The following is a 23,399-nucleotide window of genomic DNA, read 5'->3' as shown; positions in this document are numbered from 1 at the left end:
GATGGCCAAACGCGGCTGCGCTGTCGCATATACTGGAGCAGACCTGTCGCTCGAACCAGGGAGTGAGTGCCGTTTGATCGTTCTTGCGGACAAGCTATCAAAGTCCTTTGGCGGCCGGGTTCTGTACTCGGCCGCTACCTTGCAGCTCAACGCCGGCGAGCGGTGGGGGCTCGTCGGCCCCAACGGTGCCGGCAAGACCACGCTGCTCAGGATCCTCATGGGACAGGAGTCTGCCGACGAGGGCACGGTGAGCCTTGCCAAGGGCGCCACGGTGGGCTACCTCGAGCAGGAGACCCACATCGGCGGCGACAGGAGCGCCCTGGCCGAGGTCGTCGAATCTGCCCGGGAGATACGGCAGCTCGAGACGCGCATCAAGGACATGGAGCGCCAGATTTCCACCATGCCCGAGGGGGACGAGCAATATGCGCTGTTGGAGGAGTATGGTACCGCCCAGGACCGCTTCGAGCGACTGGGTGGCTACGAGCTCGAGGCACATGCCCGCCAGATCCTGGGTGGTCTCGGCTTTCCCGTGGAGGACTTCGACAAGCCCGCCTCGGAGTTCTCCGGTGGCTGGCAGATGCGCATCGCCCTCTCCAAGCTGCTGCTCCGCCATCCCGACCTGCTGCTGCTCGACGAGCCCACCAACCATCTCGACCTCGAGAGCGTGAGCTGGCTGGAGTCGTTCCTCTCCGGCTATGACGGCGCCGTGCTGCTCGTGAGTCACGACCGCTCGTTCATGGACTCCTGCGTGAGCCATGTGGCTGCGCTCGAGAACAAGCGCCTCACCACCTATGTGGGCAACTATTCGAGCTACCTGCGTCAGCGCGAGGACAACCTCGAGCAGCTGCGCGCCAAGCGTGCCGCGCAGGAGCGTGACATCAACCACATGAGGGTCTTCGTGGAGAAGTTCCGCTACAAGCCCACCAAGGCCAAGCAGGTGCAGGAGCGCATACGCCGCATCGAGAAGATCGAGGACGAGCTGGTGGTGCTGCCGGAGTCCTCCAAGAGGGTGCACTTCCGCTTCCCGGACCCGCCGCGCACGGGCGACCTGGTGGTCTCGCTCGAGAACGTCGCGAAAAGCTATGGTGACACCTTCGTATACGAGGGGGTCAACCTCAAGCTCTATCGGGGCGACCACGTGGCGCTCGTGGGTCCCAACGGTGCGGGCAAGTCCACGCTCATGAAGCTCATCAACAACCACGAGCCACCCACGGCGGGCACCATCGAGCTGGGCCAGAACGTGACGCAGTCCTACTACGCGCAGCATCAGCTCGAGACCCTCACCGAGGGCAACACCGTGCTGCAGGAGATGGACGCGGCTGCCCCTGGCTGGACTACCTCCGAGGAGCGCCGCCTGCTGGGGGCCTTCCTCTTCCATGGGGACGACGTGGACAAGCGGGTGGGCGTGCTCTCCGGTGGCGAGAAGGCGCGCCTGGCGCTCGCACGCATGCTCGTGGCACCCGATCCGCTCATCTGCCTGGACGAGCCCACGAACCATCTGGACATCGACTCCGTGGACGTGCTTGAGGAGGCCCTGAGAAGCTTCCCGGGCACCATCGTGCTCATCAGCCACGACGAGCATCTCGTGCGTGCCGTTGCCAACAAGGTCGTGGACGTGCGCGACCACACGGTGACGCTCTACGACGGCGACTACGACTACTACCTCTTCAAGCGCGCCGAGCTTGCGGATGTGGCGGTGCCGGGGCCCGTGCCGGCGCCGGCACCGCCGTCCGCTCGGCCCACACCCATGGAGGGGGAGAGGTCGACGGGGCGCAAGGTGAAGACGCGCGAGCAGCGCCGTGCCGAAGCCGAGCGCCGCAATGCCGCGAGCAGGGCCGTGCGGGGGGAGCGCCGCCGCCTCAGGCAGGTGGAGGCCGCCCTCAGGCCTGCGCAGAAGCGCTACAAGGAGCTCATGGACCTCATGGCCTCCGAGGGCCTCTACAACGATGCCGCTGCGTTCGACAGGGCCCTGAAGGAGTACAACGACCTCTCGAGGAAGATTCCCCCGCTCGAGGAGGAGTGGCTCGAACTGACCGAGAGGATCGAGGAGGGACTCAATGCCTAGCCACCTCAGGAGCGACCGTCCCGGCGACACCGCCGGCACGCCACAGCGGGCCGGTGACGCCACGCGTGTGGGGGCGCGGCCGCACGCGACGGCGCCTATGCCCCGCACGGCCTCCCACCAGCAGCAACCCCCACTCACCAGGCAGGCGGTTCCCAGCCCCTCGCGCACGGGGTATGACTACTCCTACGAGGACGAGCGGCGGGCGCGGCCACCACACCCCTCCTCGAGGGCGGGTGCATCCGCGCTCGGGACCGTCGCCCACGTCGTTGCCGTCATCTGCCGCATCTGTGCCATCGTGCTCTCGGTGCTGGTGATAGCCGCGGCGTGCCTCTCGGGGTCGATGCGCCTCTATCTGGTCGGTCTCATGAACGTCGTGGGTCGGTGGATTCCCCGACCGCTTCTGGGCGTGCTCGTGGTGGAGACGCCCCTGGGCGGCGCCTTCCGGGGAGACTTCGCCCTTACCGCTATCATACTGTTCGTCATCGACTGGATGCTCTGCCGTCTGGCACGTCGCTGGCGCATGCGCTAGCTAGGGAGGATCCCCATGAGCTCTCTGTCCACCTACCGCCTTGTCCTGATGGTCATGTCCGTGGTCGTCGTCATCTTCTCGTCCATCCTGCACGAGTGCGCCCATGGGTACGTCGCCTATCGGCTGGGCGACCCCACGGCCAAGAACGCCGGACGTCTCACGCTCAACCCTGCGGCGCATCTCGACCCCTTCGGCTCGATCATCCTGCCGCTCCTCATGGCCTTCATGGGCGGCCCCATCTTTGCCTATGCCAAGCCCGTTCCCTATAACCCCTACAATCTCAGGAACCACCGCGTGGGGGAGGTGCTCGTCGCCCTTGCCGGGCCCTGCTGCAACATACTGCAGGCCCTGGTGGGGGCGCTGCTCTATGCGCTCGTGCTGCGAGGTGCGCCCATCGCCCTCATGGGGACGCCCTCGTCCGTCCTCGCTTGGGTGGCGTGGTTCCTGATCGTGTTCGTCCAGGTGAATCTTGTGCTCGCCTTCTTCAACCTCATTCCGTTGCCACCGCTCGATGGCTCCAAGGTCATCTCGCTCTTTCTCTCGGATCGCGCCCTCGCCAGGTACTATCGGATGCAGCGCTACTCCATGGTCGTCCTCCTCGTCGTGCTGTATGTCGTGCCCATGGTGCTCGACGTCGACATCCTTGGTCTCTATCTCGACGCGACGGCGGGCAACCTCACGGATCTGCTCTTGGGGATGACGGGATAGCGTGTCGTTTGCCGTGCGGACAAAGGTGTTCAGCGGACCCTTCGACCTGCTTCTTCAGTTGGTGGGGCGCCAGAAGGTGGCCATCGGCTCCATCTCCATCGCCGAGGTCACCGACCAGTACCTCACCGAGGTGGAGCGCATGGGAACCCTCGATCTCGACGTGGCGAGCGACTTCGTTCTGGTCGCCTCCACGCTGCTGGACATCAAGGCCCAGGCACTCGTGCCCGAGCACGATGCCTCACGTCCCCAGGAGGACGAGGGCGACCCCGAGGACGAGGGGCTCGCCAGCCTCTCGCCCGAGGCGGCGCGCGAGGTGCTCGTCCAGCGACTCATCGCCTATAAGCAGTTTAGGAATGCCGCCGCCGCACTGGGTGCGCGCAGGGAGGCGGAGGGCCGCATGCTGCCCCGTACGGCTGGCCCCGACCCCGAGTTCCTGGGGCTCATGCCTGACTACCTCGAGGGCATCTCCCTGCGCTCGCTTGCCGTCATCTGCGCGGACCTTGACAGCCGCCGTGAGGGGTTCCTGCTGGAGGCGGAGCATGTGGCCCCCAAGCGACTTCCCATCGCCCTCACGGTCGCCTCGGTCGACCGCATGACGCGCGCCAGGCCGCGCCTGACCTTCTCCGAGTTGCTCGATGGCGACCTGCGCGCGCAGACCGTGGTGGCAACCTTCCTGGCCATCCTCGAGCTCTCCAAGCGCGGGGTGGTGACACTCTCCCAATCGGACGCCTTTGGTGAGATCGGCGTCAGTCGCATGGAGGGTGCCCCCACCTTCGAGCTGGACGACTCCGAGCTCACGAGCAGTGAGGAGGACCTCTGATGGAGGATCTTGAGCATCTGGACGATGGTGACCTGCGGTCCCGCCTCGAGGCGCTGCTGCTGGTCTCAAGCGATGCCGTGCCGGCCGTGGACCTTGCGAGGGCCCTGGGGGCCGCACCCGGTGAGGTGTCCGAGGCCCTGGCCGTGCTCGCGGCAGAGTACGCCGATGCCAACCGCGGTTTCCAGCTGCGTGAGGTGGCGGGGGGATGGCGGCTCTTCACGCATCCCGCCTTCCACGACGAGGTGGAGTCCTATGTCCTGAGCTGGGACACCCGCCAGCTGAGCCAGGCGGCGCTCGAGACGCTCGCCGTCATCGCCTACCATCAGCCCGTCTCGCGCGAGGGCGTGCGCGGCGTGCGCGGCGTCAACTCCGATGGCGTCATCGCCTCGCTCAGGGAGAAGGGCCTCGTGCGCGTGGCGGGTCACGAGGGGGCGCGCAACGGGGCGACGCTCTTTGGCACCACCCAGCGCTTCCTCGAGCAGTTTGGCCTGAGATCCCTCTCCGAGCTGCCCAGGCTCGAGGACTTTGCCCCCGACGAGGAGTCCAGGCGCTTCATCCGCGAGCGCCTTTCGGGACGCACCCTCTCGAGTACGCTCGAGGAGACGTCCGAGGACATCGATGACGAGCGTGACCTTCTGGATGACGATGGCGGTGTCTCCGATGACGAGGACGAGTCCGCCTTCGCGTGGGATGGTGGGGATGCCAGCGATGAGTGAGCCTGCGTCAGGGCACCCGCGCACCATGCGCCTGCAGCGATTCCTCGCCCGTGCGGGCGTGGCGAGCAGGCGCGGTTCCGAGGACCTCATGACCGCCGGACGTGTGCGGGTGAATGGCGAGGTCGTGAGCGAGCTCGGCAGCAAGGTGGATCTCGCCGTGGACGCGGTCACGGTGGATGGCGTCCCCTGCACGCTGACCGACGATCATGTGTACCTCATGCTCTTCAAGCCCGCAGGCTGTCTGACCACCATGAGCGACCCCCAGGGCAGGCGCTGCGTGGCCGAGCTCGTGCCCACCCACACATATCCCGGCCTCTTCCCCGTGGGACGCCTCGATGCGGACACGACGGGCCTCCTGCTCTTCACCACTAATGGCGAGGTGGCCAATAGGATGCTGCATCCCTCGAACCATGTGGAGAAGCACTACGTGGCCCTCGTGCGTGGCACGCTGGGCGCAGGGGACGTTCGTCGGCTCGAGCAAGGCGTGTCCATGCGCACGGACAAGGCACGTCCCGCCCAGGTGGAGAGGATCGGCCCACACGACGGGCGTGCCCTTCCCGTGGTGGGCGAGGGGGTGCCGTACGGCTGCTCCGTGGTGGGGCTTACCATTCATGAGGGCAAGAAGCATCAGGTGAAGCGTATGCTCAAGGCCGTGGGCCACGAGGTCATCCGCCTGCACCGGGACGAGTTCGGTCCGCTCAAGCTCGGCAGGATGCTTCCTGGTCAGCTGCGCAGGCTCTCATTCGCAGAGCAGGCGAGTCTCGAGGCACTTCTTGAAGGGGGAGGAGACCATGGCAGAGGTTAATCGCATCCTCTTCATGCGTCATCCGCAGACCGTCGCCAATGTCCAGCACTTTCTCTCGGGCAGGAAGAACGTCGACCTCACGCCCGAGGGCGAGCGGCAGATGTTCCGGGCCATCGATGCCATCGAGGCATGGCGGCCCGACCGCATCCTGACGTCGCCCCTTGCGCGCTGCAAGGCCATCGGCGAGGAGGCGGCCGACCGCCTGGGCATCTCCTGCGTCATCATGGATGATCTGGCGGAGATCGAGTTTGGCTCCGCCCAGGGCCTGACCGTGGCACAGCTCCGTACGCAGGGCTATGACTTCCCCTGGTCCCGTGACGAGGAGGGGCACTCCCTGCCCGCACCGGGCGCAGAGTCGTTCGAGGACCTCATGGGTCGCGCGACGGGCGTGCTGGGGGAGCTCTCGCAGCTCTCGGGGCGTACGGCGTGCCTCACGCACGGAGGCTTCACGCGAGCGCTCGTGGGAGCCGCGCTCCACATTCCCTTGGAGACCTTCTGGAACCTCAGGCTACCCAACGTGAGCTCCCAGGTGCTTTCCTGGGACGGCGGGCGCTATACGCTGGCGGCGCTGGGGCTCTCGCCCGAGGAGGTGAAGCTCAGGGCCGAGCACCCCGAGCTGTTGGGCATGGATACGACCGTCACTATGGAGAGGGGCGAGTGATCTGATGATAGTTGCCATCGATGGGCCCGCAGGCTCCGGCAAGTCGAGCGTCTCGAAGGAGGTCGCCCGGAGGCGTGGCCTCACGTTCTTGGACACGGGCGCCATGTACCGCTGCGTCACGCTCGCCTGCCTGGATCGCGGCGTCAACCTGCGTGACGAGGATGCCGTGGCACGCCTCGCCCACGGCATCGCCATCACCTTCGGCATGGCGGCTGACGGCTCCCAGACCGTGCGCCTCGACGGTGCTGACGTGACGGAGGACATCCGCACGGCCCGCATCGACCAGAGCGTCTCCATCGTGGCGGCGCAGCCTCGTGTGCGCGAGCGCATGGTGGCGCTGCAGCGCGAGATGGGGGCTCAGGGAGACGTCATCGCCGAGGGGCGCGATGTGGGAACCGTCGTTTTTCCCCATGCCGACGTCAAGGTGTTCCTCACGGCCGATGCCGAGGCCCGAGCCCACCGTCGCGCCGTGCAACGCGAGGGTGGCGACACCGCCAAGGCCGACGCCTCGGTCAGCGTGGCCGAGGAGCGGCAGATCCTCGATGATCTCAGACGTCGTGACGAGCTTGACGTCACACGCACGGAGTCCCCGCTCAAGGCGGCGGCCGACGCGCACGTGCTCGATTCCTCCGGGCTCAGCTTCGACGAGGTCGTCGAAACCGTGATAGGCTACATGGGCTAGCGTAGGCAGACGTGTCTGTCGCCATGGTTGGCGACGGGAGAGGGTTCGACATGGCAGAGACGACCGCCGGCGCAGGCGGAAAGCAGGCGGGCACGGCGCGGGACGCAGGCAAGCTGCGCGCCTTCCACCGCAACACGCCCGATGACTACTTCACGCATGCCGTCAGGGACTTCCCGCTGCCTCAGCGCATCGCGTTCTGCATCGTGGTGCTCATCGTCACGGGTGTCTCCAAGCTGCTCTGGCGCTGGCACTTCGAGGATGGCGAGCTTCTGTGGAAGGACCGTCGTGGCCGCGTGCTCGTCATGAACCACGAGTCCATGCTCGATCCCGTCGTGGTGATCTGCTCACTCTACCTGCACGGCATCACCGTGCGCCCCATCTACAAGAGCGAGTTTGGCAAGACACGGATCGTCACCTGGTTCTTCTCGCATGTCGGCGGCATTCCCGTCAAGCGTTCCGCGGCCGACATGCAGTTCGTGCGCCGCTCCGAGGCGGCCCTCAGGCGTGGCGAGTGCATCCTCATCTTCCCTGAGGGGACGCGCGTGCGCTCGGATGACCAGCCCATCGAGTTCCACAAGGGCTTCGCCCTGGTCGCGCGCCTCGCCAAGGCGCCCGTGCAGCCCGTGGCCATCGTCGGTGCACGGGACATTACGCCCCAGGGCACCCATTTCAAGCGCTTCGTGAAGGTGCACTGCAAGGCGGGCGCCTGCATCAGCTTTGACGAGCTGGGCGTCAAGGGGCGCAAGGAGCAGGCAAACGCCATGGAGAAGGCCGTCATGGAGCGCGTGTACGGCCTCAGGGACGAGCTGCGCCGCGAGCATCCGGGAAAGATGTGAGGGCATGGCCACCATCCCCACCATCACCGTCGCCGATGAGGCGGGCGCCTGCTACGGCGTGGATCGTGCGCTGAGGATGGTGCGCGAGGCCGCGCGCGACTCCGTGAAACCCATCCACACGCTGGGGCCCCTCATCCACAACCCCACGGTCGTCTCGCAGCTGGAGGCATCGGGCGTGGGCGTCATCGAGGATCCGGCGGATGAGCCTGGTGGGACGCTGCTCCTGCGCACGCATGGCGTGACGCCCGCAGAGGAGCAGGTCGCGCGGAGGGCCCACGACGTGGTGCTCGATGCCACCTGCCCCTTCGTCGTGCGCGCGCACAAGGCGGCCGAGCGCTTGACCGAGGAGGGCTATCAGGTCATCGTCTTTGGCGAGGCGGGGCATCCCGAGGTCGAGGGCACGCTCGGCCACGCCCCCGGGGCCCTCACCATCTCGAGTCCCGCCGACCTCGAGGGCGTGGGGGTGGCCAGGCGCGTTGGCGTGGTGGTGCAGACCACGCAGGCGCGCGCGGCGCTCAGGGAGCTTGCCTCCGCCCTCATCGGAAGGGTGGAGGAGCTGCGCATCATCGACACCATCTGCGAGGCCACGACGCTGCGCCAGGCCGCTGCGGCACGCCTGGCGCGCGACTCCGACGTCATGGTGGTCATAGGGGGGCGCAACTCCGCCAACACGGGCAGGCTCGCCTCCATCTGCGAGGGCTTCTGTCCCCAGACGCACCACATCGAGCTCTCCTCGGAGCTTGATGCCTCCTGGTTTGCCGCAACCGAGCACATCGGCGTCACGGCGGGCGCCTCCACACCGCAGGAGCAGATAGACGAGGTCGTCTCGGCAATCGGGCATATGGTGGGGGTCGGATAGCGCGCGCTGGGCTCATGTCCCGTTGCGGCGGCACGGACTCACGTTCAGGTCCCATCCCCTGGCCGGCGTCTGCGGTGTCGCCAGGCCGGGCATGCTAGACTGCTCCTGTCGGGGCACCGTAGCAAGGAGTGATATGCCCAAGCCAATCGTCGCGGTTGTCGGCAGGCCCAACGTGGGCAAGTCCACGCTGGTCAATCGCCTTGCCGTGACCCGCGAGGCCATCGTTCACGAATCTCGGGGCGTCACGCGTGACCGTTCCTACCACGACTGCGACTGGAACGGCCGCACGTTCACGCTCGTCGACACGGGTGGCATCGAGTCCGCCAAGAGCAAGGACGCCTTTGCGCCACGCATCCGCGATCAGGCCGTCATGGCCTGCAACGAGGCAGACGTGATCATCTTCGTCGTGGACGGCACCGTGGGCGTCACGGACGAGGATGAGGAGGTGGCCCGTGTGGTGCGCACGGCCAAGAAGCCCGTCTTCCTGGTGGTCAACAAGATAGACGATCCCGAGGCCGAGCTCGAGTCGTGGAACTACTACTCGCTGGGCGTCGGGGAGCCTCGCGCCATCTCCGCCGGTCATGGCCATGGCACGGGAGACCTCCTCGATGACGTCGTGACCGCGCTGCGCGAGGACGAGGGCCCCGCCGAGCAGGACGACGCGCTCAGGCTGGCCATCATCGGCAGGCCCAACGTGGGCAAGTCATCGCTTGCCAACCGTCTGGCCAAGAGCAACCGCTTCATCGTGGCCGACCTCTCGGGCACCACGCGCGACGCCGTGGACACCATGATCAGCTGGAAGGGCCAGCGGCTCCGTCTCGTGGACACGGCGGGCATGCGCAAGAAGGCGCAGGTGCACGAGGATGTCGAGTACTACAGCCTCGTGCGCGGCCTTGAGGCCATGGACCGCGCGGACGTCTGCCTCCTGGTGGTGGACGCCACCGTGGGCGTGACCGAGCAGGACCAGAAGCTCGTGGGCATGGCCGTCGATCGTGGCTGTGGCCTCGTCACCGTGCTCAACAAGTGGGACCTCGTCGACTCCGCCGAGAAGCGCGACAAGGTGACCCAGAGCCTCGACCAGCGCATGGGCTTCGCAGCGTGGGCCCCTGTCGTCACCACGTCGGCCCTCACGGGTCGCTCGATCGATCGCGTGCTGACCGCCGCGACCAAGGCGGCCGCCGCACATGGCTCCCGCGTCAAGACGAGTCAGCTCAATGCCCTCATCACGAGGATCCGCGAGAGCGGATACACCGTCACGCGCAAGAACCGTCGCCTCAAGGTGCGCTACGGGACCCAGACGGCCACGAAGCCACCGGCGTTCACGCTCTGGTGCAACGCCCCCGACCTCGTTGACGACAACTATGAGCGCTTCCTCGAGCGTCGTCTGCGCGAGACCTTTGACCTCGAGGGCACGCCCATCCACCTGCGCTTCAGGAGAAGGGACGACCCCAAGTGACACCAACCGTGCTCGTCTGCACCATCATCTGCATGATCGTCGCATTCCTGCTGTGTGGCATCCCGTGCGGCCTGCTTGTGGCCAAGAGGCTCGCGGGCGTGGACGTGCGCACCGTGGGGTCGGGCAACATCGGCATGACCAACGTGGCGCGCGCCGCCGGCGGCAGGGCTGCGGCCATCACCTTCGGCCTCGACGTGGGCAAGGGCGCCGTTGCCATGGTGCTTGGGCGCCTCGTGCTCTCGCTGGTGGCGCGTGTTCCCTGGTCGGAGACGAGCGCAATGGGCCAGCTGGGCCTCTCCGCCTCGCTGCTCTTCGCAGCCTGCGTCTTCGGCCACATGTTCTCTCCCTACCTGGGCCTCAGGGGCGGCAAGGGCATCTCGGTGGGCTTCGGTGCGGTGCTGCTCCTGTGGTGGCCGGCCGGCCTTGCCATCCTTGCGGTGTTCCTGCTCTTCGCCCTTCCCTCACGCTACGTCTCGCTGGGCTCCATCGCCGCTGCCGTGGCGCTTGTCATATGCTCCCTGGCCATGGGCCTTGGGGTTGCGCGCTCCCTTCCGGTCGTGGCCGTGTGCCTGGCGGTCATCCTCAAGCATCGCGGTAACATCGCCCGTTTGCGCAAGGGCACCGAGAGCGCGTTTGTCATCCACCACACGGACAGGGACCGGTGATGGCGATGGCGTCACGCGTCTGCGTCATAGGCTCAGGCTCTTGGGGCACCGCCGCCGCGGGTCTCGTCGCCCGCAACGGTTCGGAGCGCCAGGTCGTGCTCTGGGCGCGCTGCGAGGAGGTCGCCACCTCGATCAACGAGTGCCATCGGAACCCCCGGCACCTGCGCGAGTATCGCCTCCCCGCCAACGTCTGCTCCACCACGGATCCCGCGGGGGCGCTTGAGGGTGCCGGCGCCATCGTCGTGGCCGTCCCCTCCAATCACCTGCGCGGCGTGTTGGACGCCTTCGCCGCATGGGTGCCGTCCACGACGCCGGTCCTGGTGCTCACCAAGGGCATCGAGCCCACGTCCCACCTCCTCATGACGGAGGTCGTCGCGGACGTGTGGGGCCACACCGATCGCATCGCTGCCCTCTCGGGCCCCAACCATGCGGAGGAGATCTGTCTCGGCATGGTGTCCGCGGCCGTGGTTGCCGCCCCAAACGGGCAGCTTGCCCGCGTGTTTCAGGGCCTGTTCGTCTGTCCCGAGTTTCGCGCGTACCGCACGAGCGACCTCAGGGGCGTGGAGGTCTGCGCCGCCGGCAAGAACGTGATCGCCATCTCCTGTGGCGTCTGTGCGGGATGGAACATGGGCGACAACGCCCAGGCCGTCCTCATGACGCGTGGCCTTGCCGAGATGAGCCGCGTCGTCGTGGCCTGTGGGGGCGACTCGCTCACCTGCATGGGACTCGCCGGCATGGGTGACCTCGTGGCAACCTGCACGTCGCATCACTCACGCAACCGCAGCTTTGGCGAGGCCCTGGCACACGGCGCCACGCTCGAGGGCTATGAGCGCGCGACGGGCATGGTGGTCGAGGGTGCGCGCGCGGCGCGGAGCCTTCATGAGGTGGCCCAGGAGCGTCACATAGAGATGCCCATCACCTCATGCGTCCATGCCATGCTCTACGAGGGCACGGATATCGGTCGTGCTGCCCAGATGCTGCTCGAGCGCGTGCCCAACGAGGAGTTCTATGGCATCCGTCCCCAGGGAGGAGGTGCTGCCACCGATGCGTGCGCATGACATCCTCGTCGCCCCCTCCGTGCTTTCGGCGGACTTCACGAAGCTTGGAGAGGACCTCTCGAGCATCAGCACCGCGGACTACGTCCACTACGACGTGATGGATGGACACTTCGTGCCCAACCTCTCCTTTGGGCCAGGCATCCTGAGGCAGGTCAAGGATGCCACCAGCCTGCCCGTGGACGTGCACCTCATGGTGGAGGGTCCCGAGCAGAGTGCCCCGTGGTACCTTGAGGCGGGAGCCGACATCGTGACCTTCCATTGGGAGGCGCAGCGCCACGCCCATCGTATCGTGCAGCTCATTCATGCGACGGGTGCCAAGGCGGGCATCGCGCTCAACCCGGCAACGCCCGTGAGCGTGCTGGAGTCCATCATCGATGACATCGACCTCGTGCTCATCATGACCGTGAACCCCGGCCTCGGCGGGCAGGGATTCATCTCGTCCTCGCTGCGGAAGGTCCGTCAGGCCCGGGCGCTCTGCACGAGCCATGGCGTGTGTCCCCTCATCGAGGTCGACGGCGGCATCGGCGTGCGCACTGCCGAGGATGTCGTGAGGGCCGGTGCCACGATGCTCGTGGCGGGCTCCGCCATCTTCTCTGGGGACCATGCCGCCAATGTCGAGGCCATACGGGCCGCCGGCCAGTGCGGCCTGGCGAGGAGCGTGTAGATGGGCGGTACGCGCTTCACCTATCTGGACTATGCGGCCTCTGCCCCGATGCGCGCCGCCGCGCTCGAGGCGGAGCGTGCCTATGAGGCATCCGAGATCGCAGGCGCCAACCCTAACTCCCTGCATACCCTGGGGCGGCGTGCCGCCCGGGCGCTGGATGGCGCGCGTACAGACATCGCGCGGTGCCTGGGGGGTGGCTTTCGCCCCGCCGACATCGTCTTCACCTCGGGTGGGACCGAGTCCAACAACATCGCCCTGCATGGCATGGCGGAGGCCCTCCGCCTGCGCGAGCGCGGGCGGAGGCGCATCCTCGTCCTCTCCATCGAGCATGATTCCGAGGTGGATGTCGTTCCCTCCCTGCGCGAGCGTGGCTTCGAGGTCGGGTTCGTCCCCGTGGGGCGTGACGGCAAGGCGCGCCTCGACTGGCTCGGGGAGCACCTGGACGACTCCTGTGCGCTCGTCTCGCTCATGAGCGCCAACAACGAGACGGGCGTCGTGCAGCCGCTGGGGCAGGCCGCCCGGATGGCTCACGGGGTGGGCGCACTCGTGCACACCGACGCCGCCCAGGCCTTCGGACGCATCCCGCTCGACCTCGCTGACGTCGATGCCGTGAGCCTCGCCGCCCACAAGATCGGTGGGCCCGTGGGCATCGGCGCCCTTGCCCTACGCGGTCGGTGCCCCTTCCGCCCCCAGGCCTTTGGCGGCGGGCAGGAGCAGGGGAGGCGCCCGGGTACCCAGGACGTGCGGGCCGCCCTCGCCTTTGCCGCGGCGGCCCGCTACTGCACGGAGCACCTCGAGGAGTTTCGCGCGCTCGTCTCGGGGCGCGCACGCGCGCTCCACCAGCGTCTGGCCGAGGCGGACTGCGGCATAGAGCCCACCACGGATGGTGCGATGGGGGACGATCGCCTCCCTGGCATCGTCTCCGTCATGACGCGTCGAATCGACTCCGAGACGCTCGTCCTCAAGCTCGATCAGGCGGGCTTTGAGGTGTCGGCGGCGTCGGCCTGCTCATCGACCTCGCTCGATGCGAGCCATGTGCTCTTGGCGATGGGCATCCCCCGCGACGTTGCGCTCGGCTCGCTCAGGGTATCCTTTGATGAGCGTGTGAGCGAGGATGACCTCGTCCGGTTTGCCGATGCCCTGGTGGGCGTCGTGCGTTCCGCCCGCTGAACCGCATACGGCTGTCACCCCAAGGGGGATTCATGAACGAGTACGAGGCGCTTCTCAGGCTCCAGGACATCGACCTGGAGCTCATCCGGCTCAAGAGGGCCCTTCGGGACATGCCGCAGCGGAAGAGGATCGCTGCCATCGAGAGGGCCAAGAGCAAGCTGGCATCCGAGACGTCCAAGGTCATGGGCCAGCGCAAGGACGCCCAGATGGACGTCGACGACAGCGAGGCCGAGCGGGACCATCTGCTGGCCGTGCAGGCCGAGGTGCGTCAGCGCGCCGCCCAGACCACCAACCATCGCGAGCTTACCGACTTCGAGGCGCAGCTCACCTCCCTCGCCAAGAAGCTCGAGAAGAACGAGTACCGGTATGGGGGGCTTGTCGAGTGCCTCGACAAGCTCCAGAAGGCGGAGGGCAACGCACAGGCCATGCAGGGGAGGTTGGACGGACAGCTTGCCCAGGAGCAGGAGGCGCTCGAGAGGGGCTCGGGCGACCTCATGGCGCGCGTGCGCACGCTGGCGGGCGAGCGCAAGGACGTGCTCGCCAACCTCACGGCTGAGACCAAGGCAACCTATGAGCGCTCGTTCAAGCGCTTTGGGGGCCTCGCCGTCGAGCGTCTCCAGGGCAACGTGCCCAGCGTCTGCCGCGTGGCCCTGCAGCCTCGCCAGTATGCGGACCTCCATCGGCGGGGCCCCATCCACGAGTGCCCCTACTGTCATCGCATGCTCGTGACCGAGGAGGTTGCAGACTAGTGGGCGGGCGGAGGGTACTGCTTGCCGTCACGGGCGGCATCGCCGTCTACAAGGCCGTGGAGGTCCTGCGGGGCCTGCAGAGGGCAGGCTGCGACGTGCGCGTCGTCATGAGCGAGGACGCGACGCGCTTTGTGGGGACCCCCACCTTCGAGGCACTGAGCGGCCATCCCGTCATCACGAGCCTCTACGGCAACGAGGGGGACCCCATCCCGCACATAAGCCTTGCGGATGGTGCCGAGCTCTGCGTGGTCGTGCCGGCGACGGCTGACATCATGGCCAAGATGGCCTGCGGCATCGCGGATGACGCCCTCTCCACCACGTTGCTCGCCCTGCACTGCCCCGTGCTCGTGGCACCCGCCATGAACGTGCACATGTGGCGGCATCCCGCCACGCAGGCCAACATCCGAACGCTACGCTCGCGCGGCGTGCTGTTCGTGGATCCGGTGAGCGGACCTCTCGCGTGCGGGGACGTGGGCGAGGGCAAGCTTGCCTCCGTAGATGGCATCGCCGCCGCCGCCCTCGAGGTGCTTGGACAGGCTGCTGCAAGAGCCCAGGAGCTCGCCGGCAGGGAGGTCGTGGTCACGGCCGGTCCCACGCACGAGGCCATCGATGCCGTGCGCTACCTTGCCAATGCCTCCACGGGCAAGATGGGCTATGCCATCGCGGGGGAGCTGGCCGCCCGTGGCGCCCTCGTCACGCTCGTCTCGGGCCCCTGCGCGTTGGCCACGCCACGGGGCGTTCGTCGTGTGGACGTCGTCTCCGCCGCCCAGATGCACGATGCCACCCTCGCCGCGTTCGAAGGTGCGGATGCAGTCGTCTGCACGGCCGCCGTCGCGGACTACACGCCCGCGCACCCGGCCGACCACAAGCTCAAGAAGTCCCATGAGCACCTGGACGCCATCGAGCTTGTGGAGACCGCCGACATCCTGGCCGAGCTCGGACGCACCAAGCACGGGCGCACGGTGGTGGGCTTTGCCGCCGAGACGGACGACCTCATCGCCAACGCACAGGCGAAGCTTGCCCGCAAGCACGCCGACCTCATCGTGGCCAACGACGTCTCGCGGGCGGACTCCACCTTTGGGGCGGACACGAGCCGCATCGCCCTCGTGGACGCCACGGGCGTGCGGCAGCTGGAGACGCTGCCCCTGCCCGAGGTCGCCTGTGCCATCGTGGACGAGCTGGCCTGCCGCCTTGCCCCTCGGGATGGGGGCGCGCCTCGTGCCTAGGCTCTGCGTGGGCTGTCACCTCTCCATGGCCAAGGGGTATGCCGCCATGGGGCGAACCGCCATTGCACTCGACGCTACGACCTTTGCGTTCTTCACGCGCAATCCCCGTGGGGGCACCGTCAGGAAGCTCGTGGAGTCGGATGTCGCCACCCTGCGTGACATCATGGCCGAGCATGCCTTTGGGCCCCTCGTGGCGCATGCGCCCTACACGTACAACCTCTGCTCCGCCAAGGAGGACGTCCGGGCCTTTGCCCGTCGCTCCATGGCCGAGGACCTCGAGCGTATGGAGGCCCTGCCCGGCAACCTCTATAACCTCCATCCGGGCAGCCACGTGGGGCAGGGGGCGGACCGTGGCATCGAGCTCATCGTGGAGGGGCTGAACGAGCTGCTCGAGCCCGGTCAGCGTACGATGGTGCTGCTTGAGACCATGGCCGGCAAGGGCAGCGAGGTTGGTCGCAGCTTCGAGGAGCTCGCACGCATCGTCGATGGGGTGCGCCACGATGAGCTTTTGGGCATCTGCCTGGATACCTGCCACGTGAGCGATGCCGGGTATGACATCGCGGGCGACCTCGATGGCGTGCTCGCACAGTTCGACCGCGTGCTCGGCCTCGGGCGCCTCAAGGCCCTTCACCTCAACGACTCCAAGCATCCCGTCGGTGCCCGCAAGGACCGACACGAGAGGATAGGGGAGGGGCACCTGGGTGTCGCGTGCTTCGAGCGCATCGTCACGGATGAGCGGCTCCGCAACCTTCCCATGATTCTGGAGACCCCCAACGAGCCTTCGGGCTATGCGCGAGAGATCGCGCTGCTCAGAGGCCTTGCGGATGAGAGGGGCTAGCGCATGGGCATTCTCATCGGCTGCGAGCACGTCTCGCATGAGTGGCCAGGCAAACAGGTTCTCAAGGACCAGACGATCGCCGTCAACGAGGGCGAGCGCATCGGCGTCGTGGGGCGCAATGGCGACGGCAAGTCGACGCTCCTGGACATCATCGCCCGCACCGTCGAGCCGGATGGCGGCACCGTCACCTATCGCAACGGCATCCACGTGGGCTTCCTGGGCCAGACGGATGCCCTCTCGGATGGCGAGACCGTACGCCACGCCATCGTGGGCGACGCTCCCGCCTACGAGTGGGCATCGGATGCCCGGATCCGCTCCGTCATGGACGAGCTCGTGGGCGATCTTGACCTGGACGCCCGCATAGGCAGGCTCTCCGGTGGGCAGCGTCGCCGCTGCGACCTCGCACGCGTGCTCGTGGGCACCTGGGACGTCATCCTCATGGACGAGCCCACGAATCATCTGGACGTGCGGGTCATCGCCTGGCTGGCCGCCCACCTCAAGGGCCGCTGGCGCGCGGGTGAGGGAGCGCTCCTGGTGGTCACGCACGACCGCTGGTTCCTCGATGAGGTCTGCGAGCACATGTGGGAGGTGCACGATGGCGCCATAGACCCCTTCGAGGGCGGCTACTCCGCCTACATCCAACAGCGCGTGGAGCGCGCCCGCCAGGCGGCCGCCATGGAGGAGCGCCGCCAGAACGTGCTGCGCAAGGAGCTCAACTGGCTTGCGCACGGCGCCCGTGCCCGCAGCTCCAAGCCGCGCTTTCGCGTGGAGGCGGCCCGTGCGCTCCTTGCGGACGACCCACCGCTGCGCAACGAGATAGAGCTCAGGCACTTGGCCGTCAGCCGCTTGGGCAAGCAGGTAATCGAGATGAGGAACGTGAGCGCCGGCTATGGGGACGACGTGGTCCTGCACGACGTCGACTGGCTCATCGGCCCCGGGGATCGCATCGGCATCCTCGGCGAGAACGGTGCGGGCAAGTCGACGCTCCTCTCGCTCATGACTGGTCGGCTCCTGCCCCTCACCGGCCTCGTCAAGATCGGCAGGACGGTGCGCTTTGGCATCCTCTCGCAGAATCTGGACGCGCTGCACGCCAAGGACGACTGGCGCATGAGCGAGGTCGTGGCCGGCTACCGGCACTATGTGGTCATCGATGGCAAGGAGGTGAGCTGTGAGCAGCTGCTGGAGCGTCTGGGCTTCGAGCGGCGCGAGTGGCCCACCCTCGTACGCGACCTCTCGGGTGGCCAGCTGCGCCGCCTCGCCATCATGTGCGTGCTTTTGGACGAGCCCAACGTGCTCGTGCTCGACGAGCCCGGCAACGACCTCGACACCGACATGCTCGCCGTGCTGGAGGACCTGTTGGATGGCTGGCCGGGCACCCTCATCCTCGTCACGCACGACCGCTATCTCATGGAGCGCGTGACGGACGACCAGTTTGCCATCCTGGATGGCACCGTCAGGCACGTGCCGGGCGGCGTGGACGAGTACCTCTCCCTCCTGAAGGAGTCCATGCAGGGGGGTCGCTCGGTTCCCGCCCGTGGCGACGTCGCCGCTGACGGCGGCCTGGACGTCGCGCGGACGCACCGGGCACCTACCCTCCCCAACAGGGAGCGGCGTGAGCTCAAGCGGCGCCTCGATGCCGTGGAGCGCCGCCTGGCCAAGCTCCGTGAGGAGCCCGGTCGTCTGCGGAGCGAGCTGATGGAGGTCGACCCCGCCAACTACCAGGCGCTCATGGACAAGCAGGCGGAGCTTGGGTCCGTGGAGCGCGAGATCGCCGGCCTTGAGGACGAGTGGCTGGGGCTCTCGGAACGTCTGGAGGGATAGCAAGGCCATGTTCGAGCTGTTGAGACGGTACCTCGGGCCCTATCGCGCCCGTGCCATCACGGGTATGCTCGCCAAGGTGATCGAGGTCGTCTTCGACCTCATCACGCCCCTGGTCATCGCCCGCATGGTCGATGAGGGTGTTGGCGCCCATGACGTGGGTGTCGTCCTACGCTATGGGGCGCTGCTGGCCTGCTTCGCCCTCGTGGGCTATGGGTCGACCCTCGTCTGCCAGAAGATGGCCGCCCTCGTCGCACAGGGCATGGGCACGGACCTGAGGCACGACCTCATGGAGAAGTCCATGGGACTCTCGCAGGCGGAGGTGGACCGCTTTGGGTCGAACTCCCTGGTGACGCGTACCATCAATGACGTCAACCAGGTGCAGCTGGCCGTGGCCATGGGCATCCGCCAACTCATGCGCTTTCCCATCCTGGGCATGGGCTCCGTTGTCGCGGCGCTGCTCATCGACCTCAGGCTCGGCCTCGTCTTCCTGCTGTGCGTGCCCGCCATCTCCGTCGTCTTTGCGCTGGTCATGGCCAAGTCGGTGCCGTTCTTCCGCCTCATGCAGGAGAGGCTCGACCAGATCTCGCGCATCACGCGCGAGGCCCTCTCCGGCGTGCGCGTCATCCGGGCCTTTGGCCAGGAGGAGCACGAGACCAGGCGCTTTCGCGCCGCCTCCGAGGAACAGACGCAGGTGGCCATCGCCGTGGGCAGGCTCTCGGCCGTCCTGAGCCCGTCCACGCTCCTCGTGATGAACCTGGGCGTCGTGGCGATACTGTGGACGGGGGCCCTGCAGATCCAGGTGGGCGCGCTGACGCAGGGGCAGGTCATGGCCTTCGTCAACTACATGGGCCAGACGCTCATCGCCATCATCTACGTGGCTAACCTGGTCGTGCTCTTCAACCGTGGGTCGGCCAGTGCCCAGCGCGTCATGGAGGTGCTCGACGTCGCCATCTCCGTCACGGACGCTGGCACGAGCGAGCGGACGGTCGCGGCAGACGCACCGGCGCTTGCCCTGCGGCACGTCAGCTTCTCCTATGCGGGAGCCCCTCTCCCCTCGCTCTCGGAGGTCACCCTCACGCTGAGGCGCGGGGAGACCCTGGGCGTCATTGGGGGCACTGGTTCCGGCAAGTCCACGCTGGTCAACCTGCTGCCACGCCTGTACGATGCAACCCACGGCTCCGTGGGTGTGCTGGGCCACGACGTGCGCTCCTATCCGCTTGCGCAGCTGCGCCACCTCGTCTCCGTGGTGCCTCAGAGGGCCTCGCTCGTCTCGGGCACCATCCGCTCGAACCTCACCTGGCGCAAGGCGGATGCCACGGACGACGAGCTCTGGCAGGTCCTCGAGGCGGCCCAGGCGTCCGACTTCGTGCGCCAGATGCCCCAAGGCCTCGACGGGCGCGTCGAGGCGGGAGGCAAGAACTTCTCCGGCGGCCAGCGCCAGCGCCTCACCATCGCCCGCGCGCTTGTGGGCGCTCCCTCGATCGTGGTGTTGGACGACTCCGCCTCCGCCCTCGACTTCAAGACCGATGCACGTCTGCGCCATGCCCTGCACGACCTCGCGGGTGGCGTGACGTCGGTCATCGTCTCGCAGCGCGTCTCCGCGGTCATGCGGGCCGACCAGATCCTCGTGCTGGACCACGGCCACGTCGCTGGCCTGGGCACGCACCGTGCGCTCCTGGGGGGCTGTGGGCTCTATCGCGAGATCTGCCTCTCGCAGCTCTCGAAAGAGGAGGTGGGGGGCTGATGGCCAATCCGTATGCGGGGGGTGGCGCGCCCACCTCCGTGCTCGCGACCGTCAAGGGCGAGGATGGTGCCGGCACCACCAACCGGATCCTCGAGCCCAGCGACCTCTCCTCGGGGGGCGTCATCATACGTCTCATGCGGTACGTGAGGCCACACCTGGCGTCCCTCGTCATGTCCTTCGTCATGGCGGCGACCTCGGTCATTCTGCAGCTCTACGTGCCCATCCTCGTCGGCCAGGGCATCGACCTCATGCTGGGCACCGGATCGGTCGACCTCGTGGGGCTCGCACCCCTGCTGCGGCGCCTTGCCGTGATCGTCATCCTCGCCGCGGTGACGCAGTGGGTCTCGCTCTCCTGCACGAACCGCCTGGCCTATGAGGCCTCGCGTGACCTGCGCAACGATGCCTACGAGCGCCTGGGTGCGCTCCCGCTCTCGTTCGTGGACTCCCACTCGCATGGCGACGTGCTCTCACGCGTGATCAACGACGTGGATGCCGTGGGCCAGGGCATGCTCCAGGGCTTCAACCAGCTCTTCAACGGCATCATGACCATCGTCGTCACCATCTGTTTCATGCTCTCGCTCTCGGCGAGCGTGGCCGTGGTGGTCCTGGTGCTCACGCCGCTCTCCATCGTGGTCGCAGGCCAGATCGCCCGGCATTCCTCCAGGAGTTTTATGGAACAGCAGGCCATCCAGGGCGAGCTGACCGGTCTCACCGAGGAGATGATGGCCAACCAGTCGCTCGTCTCGGCCTTCGCACACGGCGCGCAGGCGACGGACGAGTTCCAACGGATCAACGAGCGCCTCTACGTGGCAGGGGAGCGGGCGCAGTTCATTAGCTCGCTCACGAATCCCTCCACCCGTGTGGTCAACAACATCACCTATGCCACCGTGGCCGTCGTGGGCTGCCTCTGTGTCATCACCGGGCGTCCCTCCGTGCTCACCGTGGGGCAGGTGCAGAGCTTCCTCTCGTACACCACCCAGTACATGAGGCCCTTCAACGAGATATCGACCGTGGTCACGCAGGTGCAGGCGGCCTTTGCCTCCGCACGACGCCTCTTTGCCCTCATCGACGCCGAGGTGGAGGGGCCCGATGCTCCAGACGCGCTGACGGTTCCGGCGACCTCGGGCAGGCTCGACCTCGACCACGTGTGGTTCTCCTACGACAAGGGGCGCGAGCTCCTGCGCGACATCGACGTCCACATCGCCCCCGGCAGGCGCTTCGCCCTCGTGGGTCCCACGGGCTGTGGCAAGACGACCCTCATCAACCTGTTGCTGCGCTTCTATGACGTGGACAGGGGAGACGTGAGCCTGGACGGCACGGACGTGCGTGGCTACACGCGCAGGGCGCTCAGGAAGTCCTTTGGCATGGTGCTGCAGGACACCTGGCTCTTTGAGGGCACCATCCGCGAGAACATCGCCTATGGCATGCTGGATGCCACGGATGGGATGGTGGTCGCCGCTGCCAAGCGCGCGCATGCCCACAAGTTCATAGAGCAGCTTCCCCAGGGCTATGACACCGTGGTGGGGGAGTCGGGCGCCCTGCTCTCCGCAGGTCAGCGGCAGCTGCTGTGCATCGCCCGCGTGATGCTGCAGGATCCCACGGTGCTGCTGCTCGACGAGGCGACGAGCTCCATCGACACGCGCACGGAACTGCAGGTGCAGGATGCCTTCGACCGCATGATGGAGGGGCGCACCTCGCTCGTGGTGGCGCACCGCCTCTCGACCATCAAGGGGGCGGACTGCATCGTGGTCATGCGCGACGGTCGGGTGATCGAGACGGGCACGCACGATGAGCTGCTGGCTAGGGGTGGCTTCTATGCCGACCTCTACGAGAGCCAGTTCGCCCGGTAGCGTCCTGTCCCTACGCGCGCGCCCCGGCTACGCCTCCCACTGGAAGGCGTGCATGTCGACACGGCCATCGGGAAGGAAGCCCACGCCCTCGTCCTCAAGGAGCGCGCGCTGCGCCTCGGGTCCGCCAAAGGCAAAGCCCGGCGCCAGCGCACCGTCCTTGAAGACCACGCGGTGGCAGGGGACGCCCCCGGCCACGCCAGGACTGGAGTGCATGGCGAAGCCCACGAAGCGTGCCTTGCGGGGCTCTCCCAGCATGGCAGCGATCTGCCCGTACGTGGCGACGCGCCCTGCAGGGATCTGGCGAACGATGCCATAGGCCCTCTGGAAAAAGCCCGTGCGCGTGCTCACGGACATGACGGCCTCCTTTGCCGTGGGAGCGTTCTCTCGTCAAAGTGTACATTTAAAGCACATGAGAAAAATATCAACTGGGCTTTTGCAGGGCCAGGCGCATCGAATGTACACTTTGAATCGAGTCTCAGCATATCAGTTTCCTGTTCGTCGCAAATACGACGTGGGTGGCAACCCTTCAACCATAGGATAGCCAGGTCTTGGTTCCGAAACAGAGGAGTGCGTATGTATGGCGTGGTATGGGTGAGGCCCGAGAGTCTCAAGGACTATCTGAACGGCGCGCTGGGAGAGAGCGACCCCGGCTTTTTGGGGGATCCCTTCGCAGGCGAGTTCGTCTCGTTCGTTATCAACCCGCATTCAGGCGAGTATACGGTGGTCTCCAAGGGCACGTAGGGCCAATCGCGTTTCATGCTTGGTTTCATGCTTGCCTTGGGGTGAGGGGAGTGTTACATTACGTACTCGCGCACCGGCAAGGTGAGCGAACGGGTGGTGGCGCAGCTTGGTAGCGCACTTGACTGGGGGTCAAGGGGTCGCTGGTTCGAATCCAGTCCACCCGACCAGAACTCTGAGCAGGGCGAACGTTATTTTCGTTTGTCCTGTTTTTTGTATTGTTCCACTATGAATTCCAACTCCAATGCAGCAGCGGGCTGTCGAGAACTACAACGTGACCGCTGACAAAGCCGAGGAGGCATTGGCCGACGCCAACAAGGTCAGCAAGGATGAGAGGAAGCTGTGCGAGAACGTCAAGACTGTGCATTGCGGCCTTAGGCGTATGCGACGATGCTGAGTATGGTGCTACGCCGCACAGGCAATGTCATCGCAGACTTCATTGTGGATCATGCGCAGTCCTACAAAGCTGATAGCTTCCAGCGTATCTGGGCGAAGCATGTCGTATCCAATGTCCGAGAGCTCGCGAAAAAACATCTCCGTAGCCGTATGGGCCGACCGAGGCCCAGAAGAAGGTTCGGCAACAGCAGCAGAGACGCGACAAGGATATGCGCGATGTAAACGACAGGCTCACAGTTCTCAAGCGGAGAGCGCAGGCACCCGAGGAGCGTACGGCTATTCCTGAACAGAAGCATGCCTGGCACAAAGGGAATGGTGGATCTCAGATGGGTACGTAATGCGC

Annotated in this window: 23 protein-coding genes and 1 tRNA gene; 23 read left to right on the top strand and 1 reads right to left on the bottom strand. The window is 66.7% G+C overall.

Going from position 1 to position 23,399, the window contains the following annotated elements; all coding sequences use genetic code 11:
• The first annotated feature begins 73 nt into the window (after positions 1-73).
• The 21 genes from HMPREF1316_RS00310 (at position 74) to HMPREF1316_RS00210 (ending at position 21,922) form a co-directional block, all read left to right on the top strand.
• A complete protein-coding gene (locus HMPREF1316_RS00310) occupies positions 74-2,065 on the top strand; it encodes an ABC-F family ATP-binding cassette domain-containing protein (protein ID WP_021724894.1) in 1,992 nt (663 codons plus the stop codon).
• Positions 2,058-2,594: a hypothetical protein gene (locus HMPREF1316_RS12920; protein ID WP_051332848.1), complete on the top strand. Its 537-nt coding sequence runs from the start codon at positions 2,058-2,060 to the stop codon at positions 2,592-2,594. Before HMPREF1316_RS00310 ends, HMPREF1316_RS12920 begins: the two co-directional genes overlap by 8 nt.
• Before the next feature lie 15 nt (positions 2,595-2,609).
• Positions 2,610-3,302, top strand: coding sequence for a site-2 protease family protein (locus HMPREF1316_RS00300; RefSeq protein WP_021724876.1), 693 nt, complete (start codon positions 2,610-2,612; stop codon positions 3,300-3,302).
• Between the two features lies 1 nt (position 3,303).
• Positions 3,304-4,122: a segregation and condensation protein A gene (locus HMPREF1316_RS00295; RefSeq protein ID WP_021724886.1), complete on the top strand. Its 819-nt coding sequence runs from the start codon at positions 3,304-3,306 to the stop codon at positions 4,120-4,122.
• On the top strand, positions 4,122-4,838 hold the full coding sequence (scpB, locus tag HMPREF1316_RS00290) for an SMC-Scp complex subunit ScpB (protein ID WP_021724908.1): 717 nt from the start codon (positions 4,122-4,124) through the stop codon (positions 4,836-4,838). The genes HMPREF1316_RS00295 and scpB overlap by 1 nt, the downstream gene beginning before the upstream one ends.
• Positions 4,831-5,643: a pseudouridine synthase gene (locus HMPREF1316_RS00285; protein ID WP_040650645.1), complete on the top strand. Its 813-nt coding sequence runs from the start codon at positions 4,831-4,833 to the stop codon at positions 5,641-5,643. Before scpB ends, HMPREF1316_RS00285 begins: the two co-directional genes overlap by 8 nt.
• A complete protein-coding gene (locus HMPREF1316_RS00280) occupies positions 5,630-6,304 on the top strand; it encodes a histidine phosphatase family protein (RefSeq protein ID WP_021724878.1) in 675 nt (224 codons plus the stop codon). Before HMPREF1316_RS00285 ends, HMPREF1316_RS00280 begins: the two co-directional genes overlap by 14 nt.
• Positions 6,305-6,308: 4 nt before the next feature.
• A complete protein-coding gene (gene cmk / locus HMPREF1316_RS13915; protein WP_021724907.1) occupies positions 6,309-6,986 on the top strand; it encodes a (d)CMP kinase in 678 nt (225 codons plus the stop codon).
• Positions 6,987-7,036: 50 nt separating this feature from the next.
• Positions 7,037-7,822, top strand: coding sequence for a lysophospholipid acyltransferase family protein (locus HMPREF1316_RS13910; RefSeq protein ID WP_021724899.1), 786 nt, complete (start codon positions 7,037-7,039; stop codon positions 7,820-7,822).
• 4 nt (positions 7,823-7,826) lie between these two features.
• A complete protein-coding gene (ispH, locus tag HMPREF1316_RS00265; protein ID WP_021724910.1) occupies positions 7,827-8,681 on the top strand; it encodes a 4-hydroxy-3-methylbut-2-enyl diphosphate reductase in 855 nt (284 codons plus the stop codon).
• 133 nt (positions 8,682-8,814) lie between these two features.
• Positions 8,815-10,137, top strand: coding sequence for a ribosome biogenesis GTPase Der (gene der / locus HMPREF1316_RS00260; protein ID WP_021724880.1), 1,323 nt, complete (start codon positions 8,815-8,817; stop codon positions 10,135-10,137).
• Positions 10,138-10,169: 32 nt separating this feature from the next.
• On the top strand, positions 10,170-10,802 hold the full coding sequence (locus tag HMPREF1316_RS00255; protein ID WP_156900949.1) for a glycerol-3-phosphate acyltransferase: 633 nt from the start codon (positions 10,170-10,172) through the stop codon (positions 10,800-10,802).
• On the top strand, positions 10,802-11,860 hold the full coding sequence (locus HMPREF1316_RS00250) for an NAD(P)H-dependent glycerol-3-phosphate dehydrogenase (RefSeq protein WP_021724896.1): 1,059 nt from the start codon (positions 10,802-10,804) through the stop codon (positions 11,858-11,860). The genes HMPREF1316_RS00255 and HMPREF1316_RS00250 overlap by 1 nt, the downstream gene beginning before the upstream one ends.
• Entirely contained in the window at positions 11,811-12,524 is a 714-nt protein-coding gene (rpe, locus tag HMPREF1316_RS00245; RefSeq protein WP_021724912.1) for a ribulose-phosphate 3-epimerase, read from the top strand. The genes HMPREF1316_RS00250 and rpe overlap by 50 nt, the downstream gene beginning before the upstream one ends.
• Positions 12,525-13,694, top strand: a complete 1,170-nt coding sequence (locus HMPREF1316_RS00240) for a cysteine desulfurase family protein (RefSeq protein ID WP_021724918.1) — start codon at positions 12,525-12,527, stop codon at positions 13,692-13,694. It abuts the gene before it with no gap.
• 32 nt (positions 13,695-13,726) lie between these two features.
• Positions 13,727-14,443 carry a zinc ribbon domain-containing protein gene (locus HMPREF1316_RS00235; protein WP_021724884.1) on the top strand — a complete coding sequence of 239 codons (717 nt, stop codon included), beginning with the start codon at positions 13,727-13,729 and terminating at the stop codon, positions 14,441-14,443.
• Entirely contained in the window at positions 14,443-15,669 is a 1,227-nt protein-coding gene (gene coaBC / locus HMPREF1316_RS00230; protein ID WP_021724904.1) for a bifunctional phosphopantothenoylcysteine decarboxylase/phosphopantothenate--cysteine ligase CoaBC, read from the top strand. The genes HMPREF1316_RS00235 and coaBC overlap by 1 nt, the downstream gene beginning before the upstream one ends.
• A complete protein-coding gene (locus HMPREF1316_RS00225) occupies positions 15,662-16,507 on the top strand; it encodes a deoxyribonuclease IV (protein WP_021724879.1) in 846 nt (281 codons plus the stop codon). Before coaBC ends, HMPREF1316_RS00225 begins: the two co-directional genes overlap by 8 nt.
• 3 nt (positions 16,508-16,510) lie before the next feature.
• The gene (locus HMPREF1316_RS00220) at positions 16,511-18,328 is read left to right on the top strand and encodes an ABC-F family ATP-binding cassette domain-containing protein (protein WP_021724890.1); all 1,818 of its coding nucleotides are present in this window, start codon (positions 16,511-16,513) and stop codon (positions 18,326-18,328) included.
• Between the two features lie 7 nt (positions 18,329-18,335).
• Positions 18,336-20,072 (top strand): ABC transporter ATP-binding protein, encoded by a 1,737-nt coding sequence (locus HMPREF1316_RS00215; protein ID WP_021724874.1) that lies wholly within the window; start codon positions 18,336-18,338, stop codon positions 20,070-20,072.
• Positions 20,072-21,922 carry an ABC transporter ATP-binding protein gene (locus tag HMPREF1316_RS00210; protein WP_021724915.1) on the top strand — a complete coding sequence of 617 codons (1,851 nt, stop codon included), beginning with the start codon at positions 20,072-20,074 and terminating at the stop codon, positions 21,920-21,922. The genes HMPREF1316_RS00215 and HMPREF1316_RS00210 overlap by 1 nt, the downstream gene beginning before the upstream one ends.
• Positions 21,923-21,949: 27 nt before the next feature.
• Here the strand turns inward: HMPREF1316_RS00210 and HMPREF1316_RS00205 are convergent, their stop codons facing one another.
• A complete protein-coding gene (locus HMPREF1316_RS00205; protein ID WP_021724895.1) occupies positions 21,950-22,276 on the bottom strand; it encodes an MGMT family protein in 327 nt (108 codons plus the stop codon).
• A 219-nt stretch (positions 22,277-22,495) separates the two neighbouring features.
• Here HMPREF1316_RS00205 and HMPREF1316_RS13905 point away from each other — a divergent pair, with 219 nt between their 5' ends.
• Both HMPREF1316_RS13905 and HMPREF1316_RS00200 read left to right on the top strand, forming a co-directional pair.
• On the top strand, positions 22,496-22,663 hold the full coding sequence (locus HMPREF1316_RS13905; RefSeq protein WP_021724902.1) for a hypothetical protein: 168 nt from the start codon (positions 22,496-22,498) through the stop codon (positions 22,661-22,663).
• 90 nt (positions 22,664-22,753) lie between these two features.
• Positions 22,754-22,830: transfer RNA gene (locus HMPREF1316_RS00200), tRNA-Pro, on the top strand.
• Positions 22,831-23,399: the final 569 nt, after the last annotated feature.

This window comes from Olsenella profusa F0195, assembly GCF_000468755.1.
Lineage (GTDB): Bacteria > Actinomycetota > Coriobacteriia > Coriobacteriales > Atopobiaceae > Olsenella_F > Olsenella_F profusa.
Note: the sequence above shows the minus strand (reverse complement) of the source record. Positions and strands in the feature narration are given on the sequence as shown.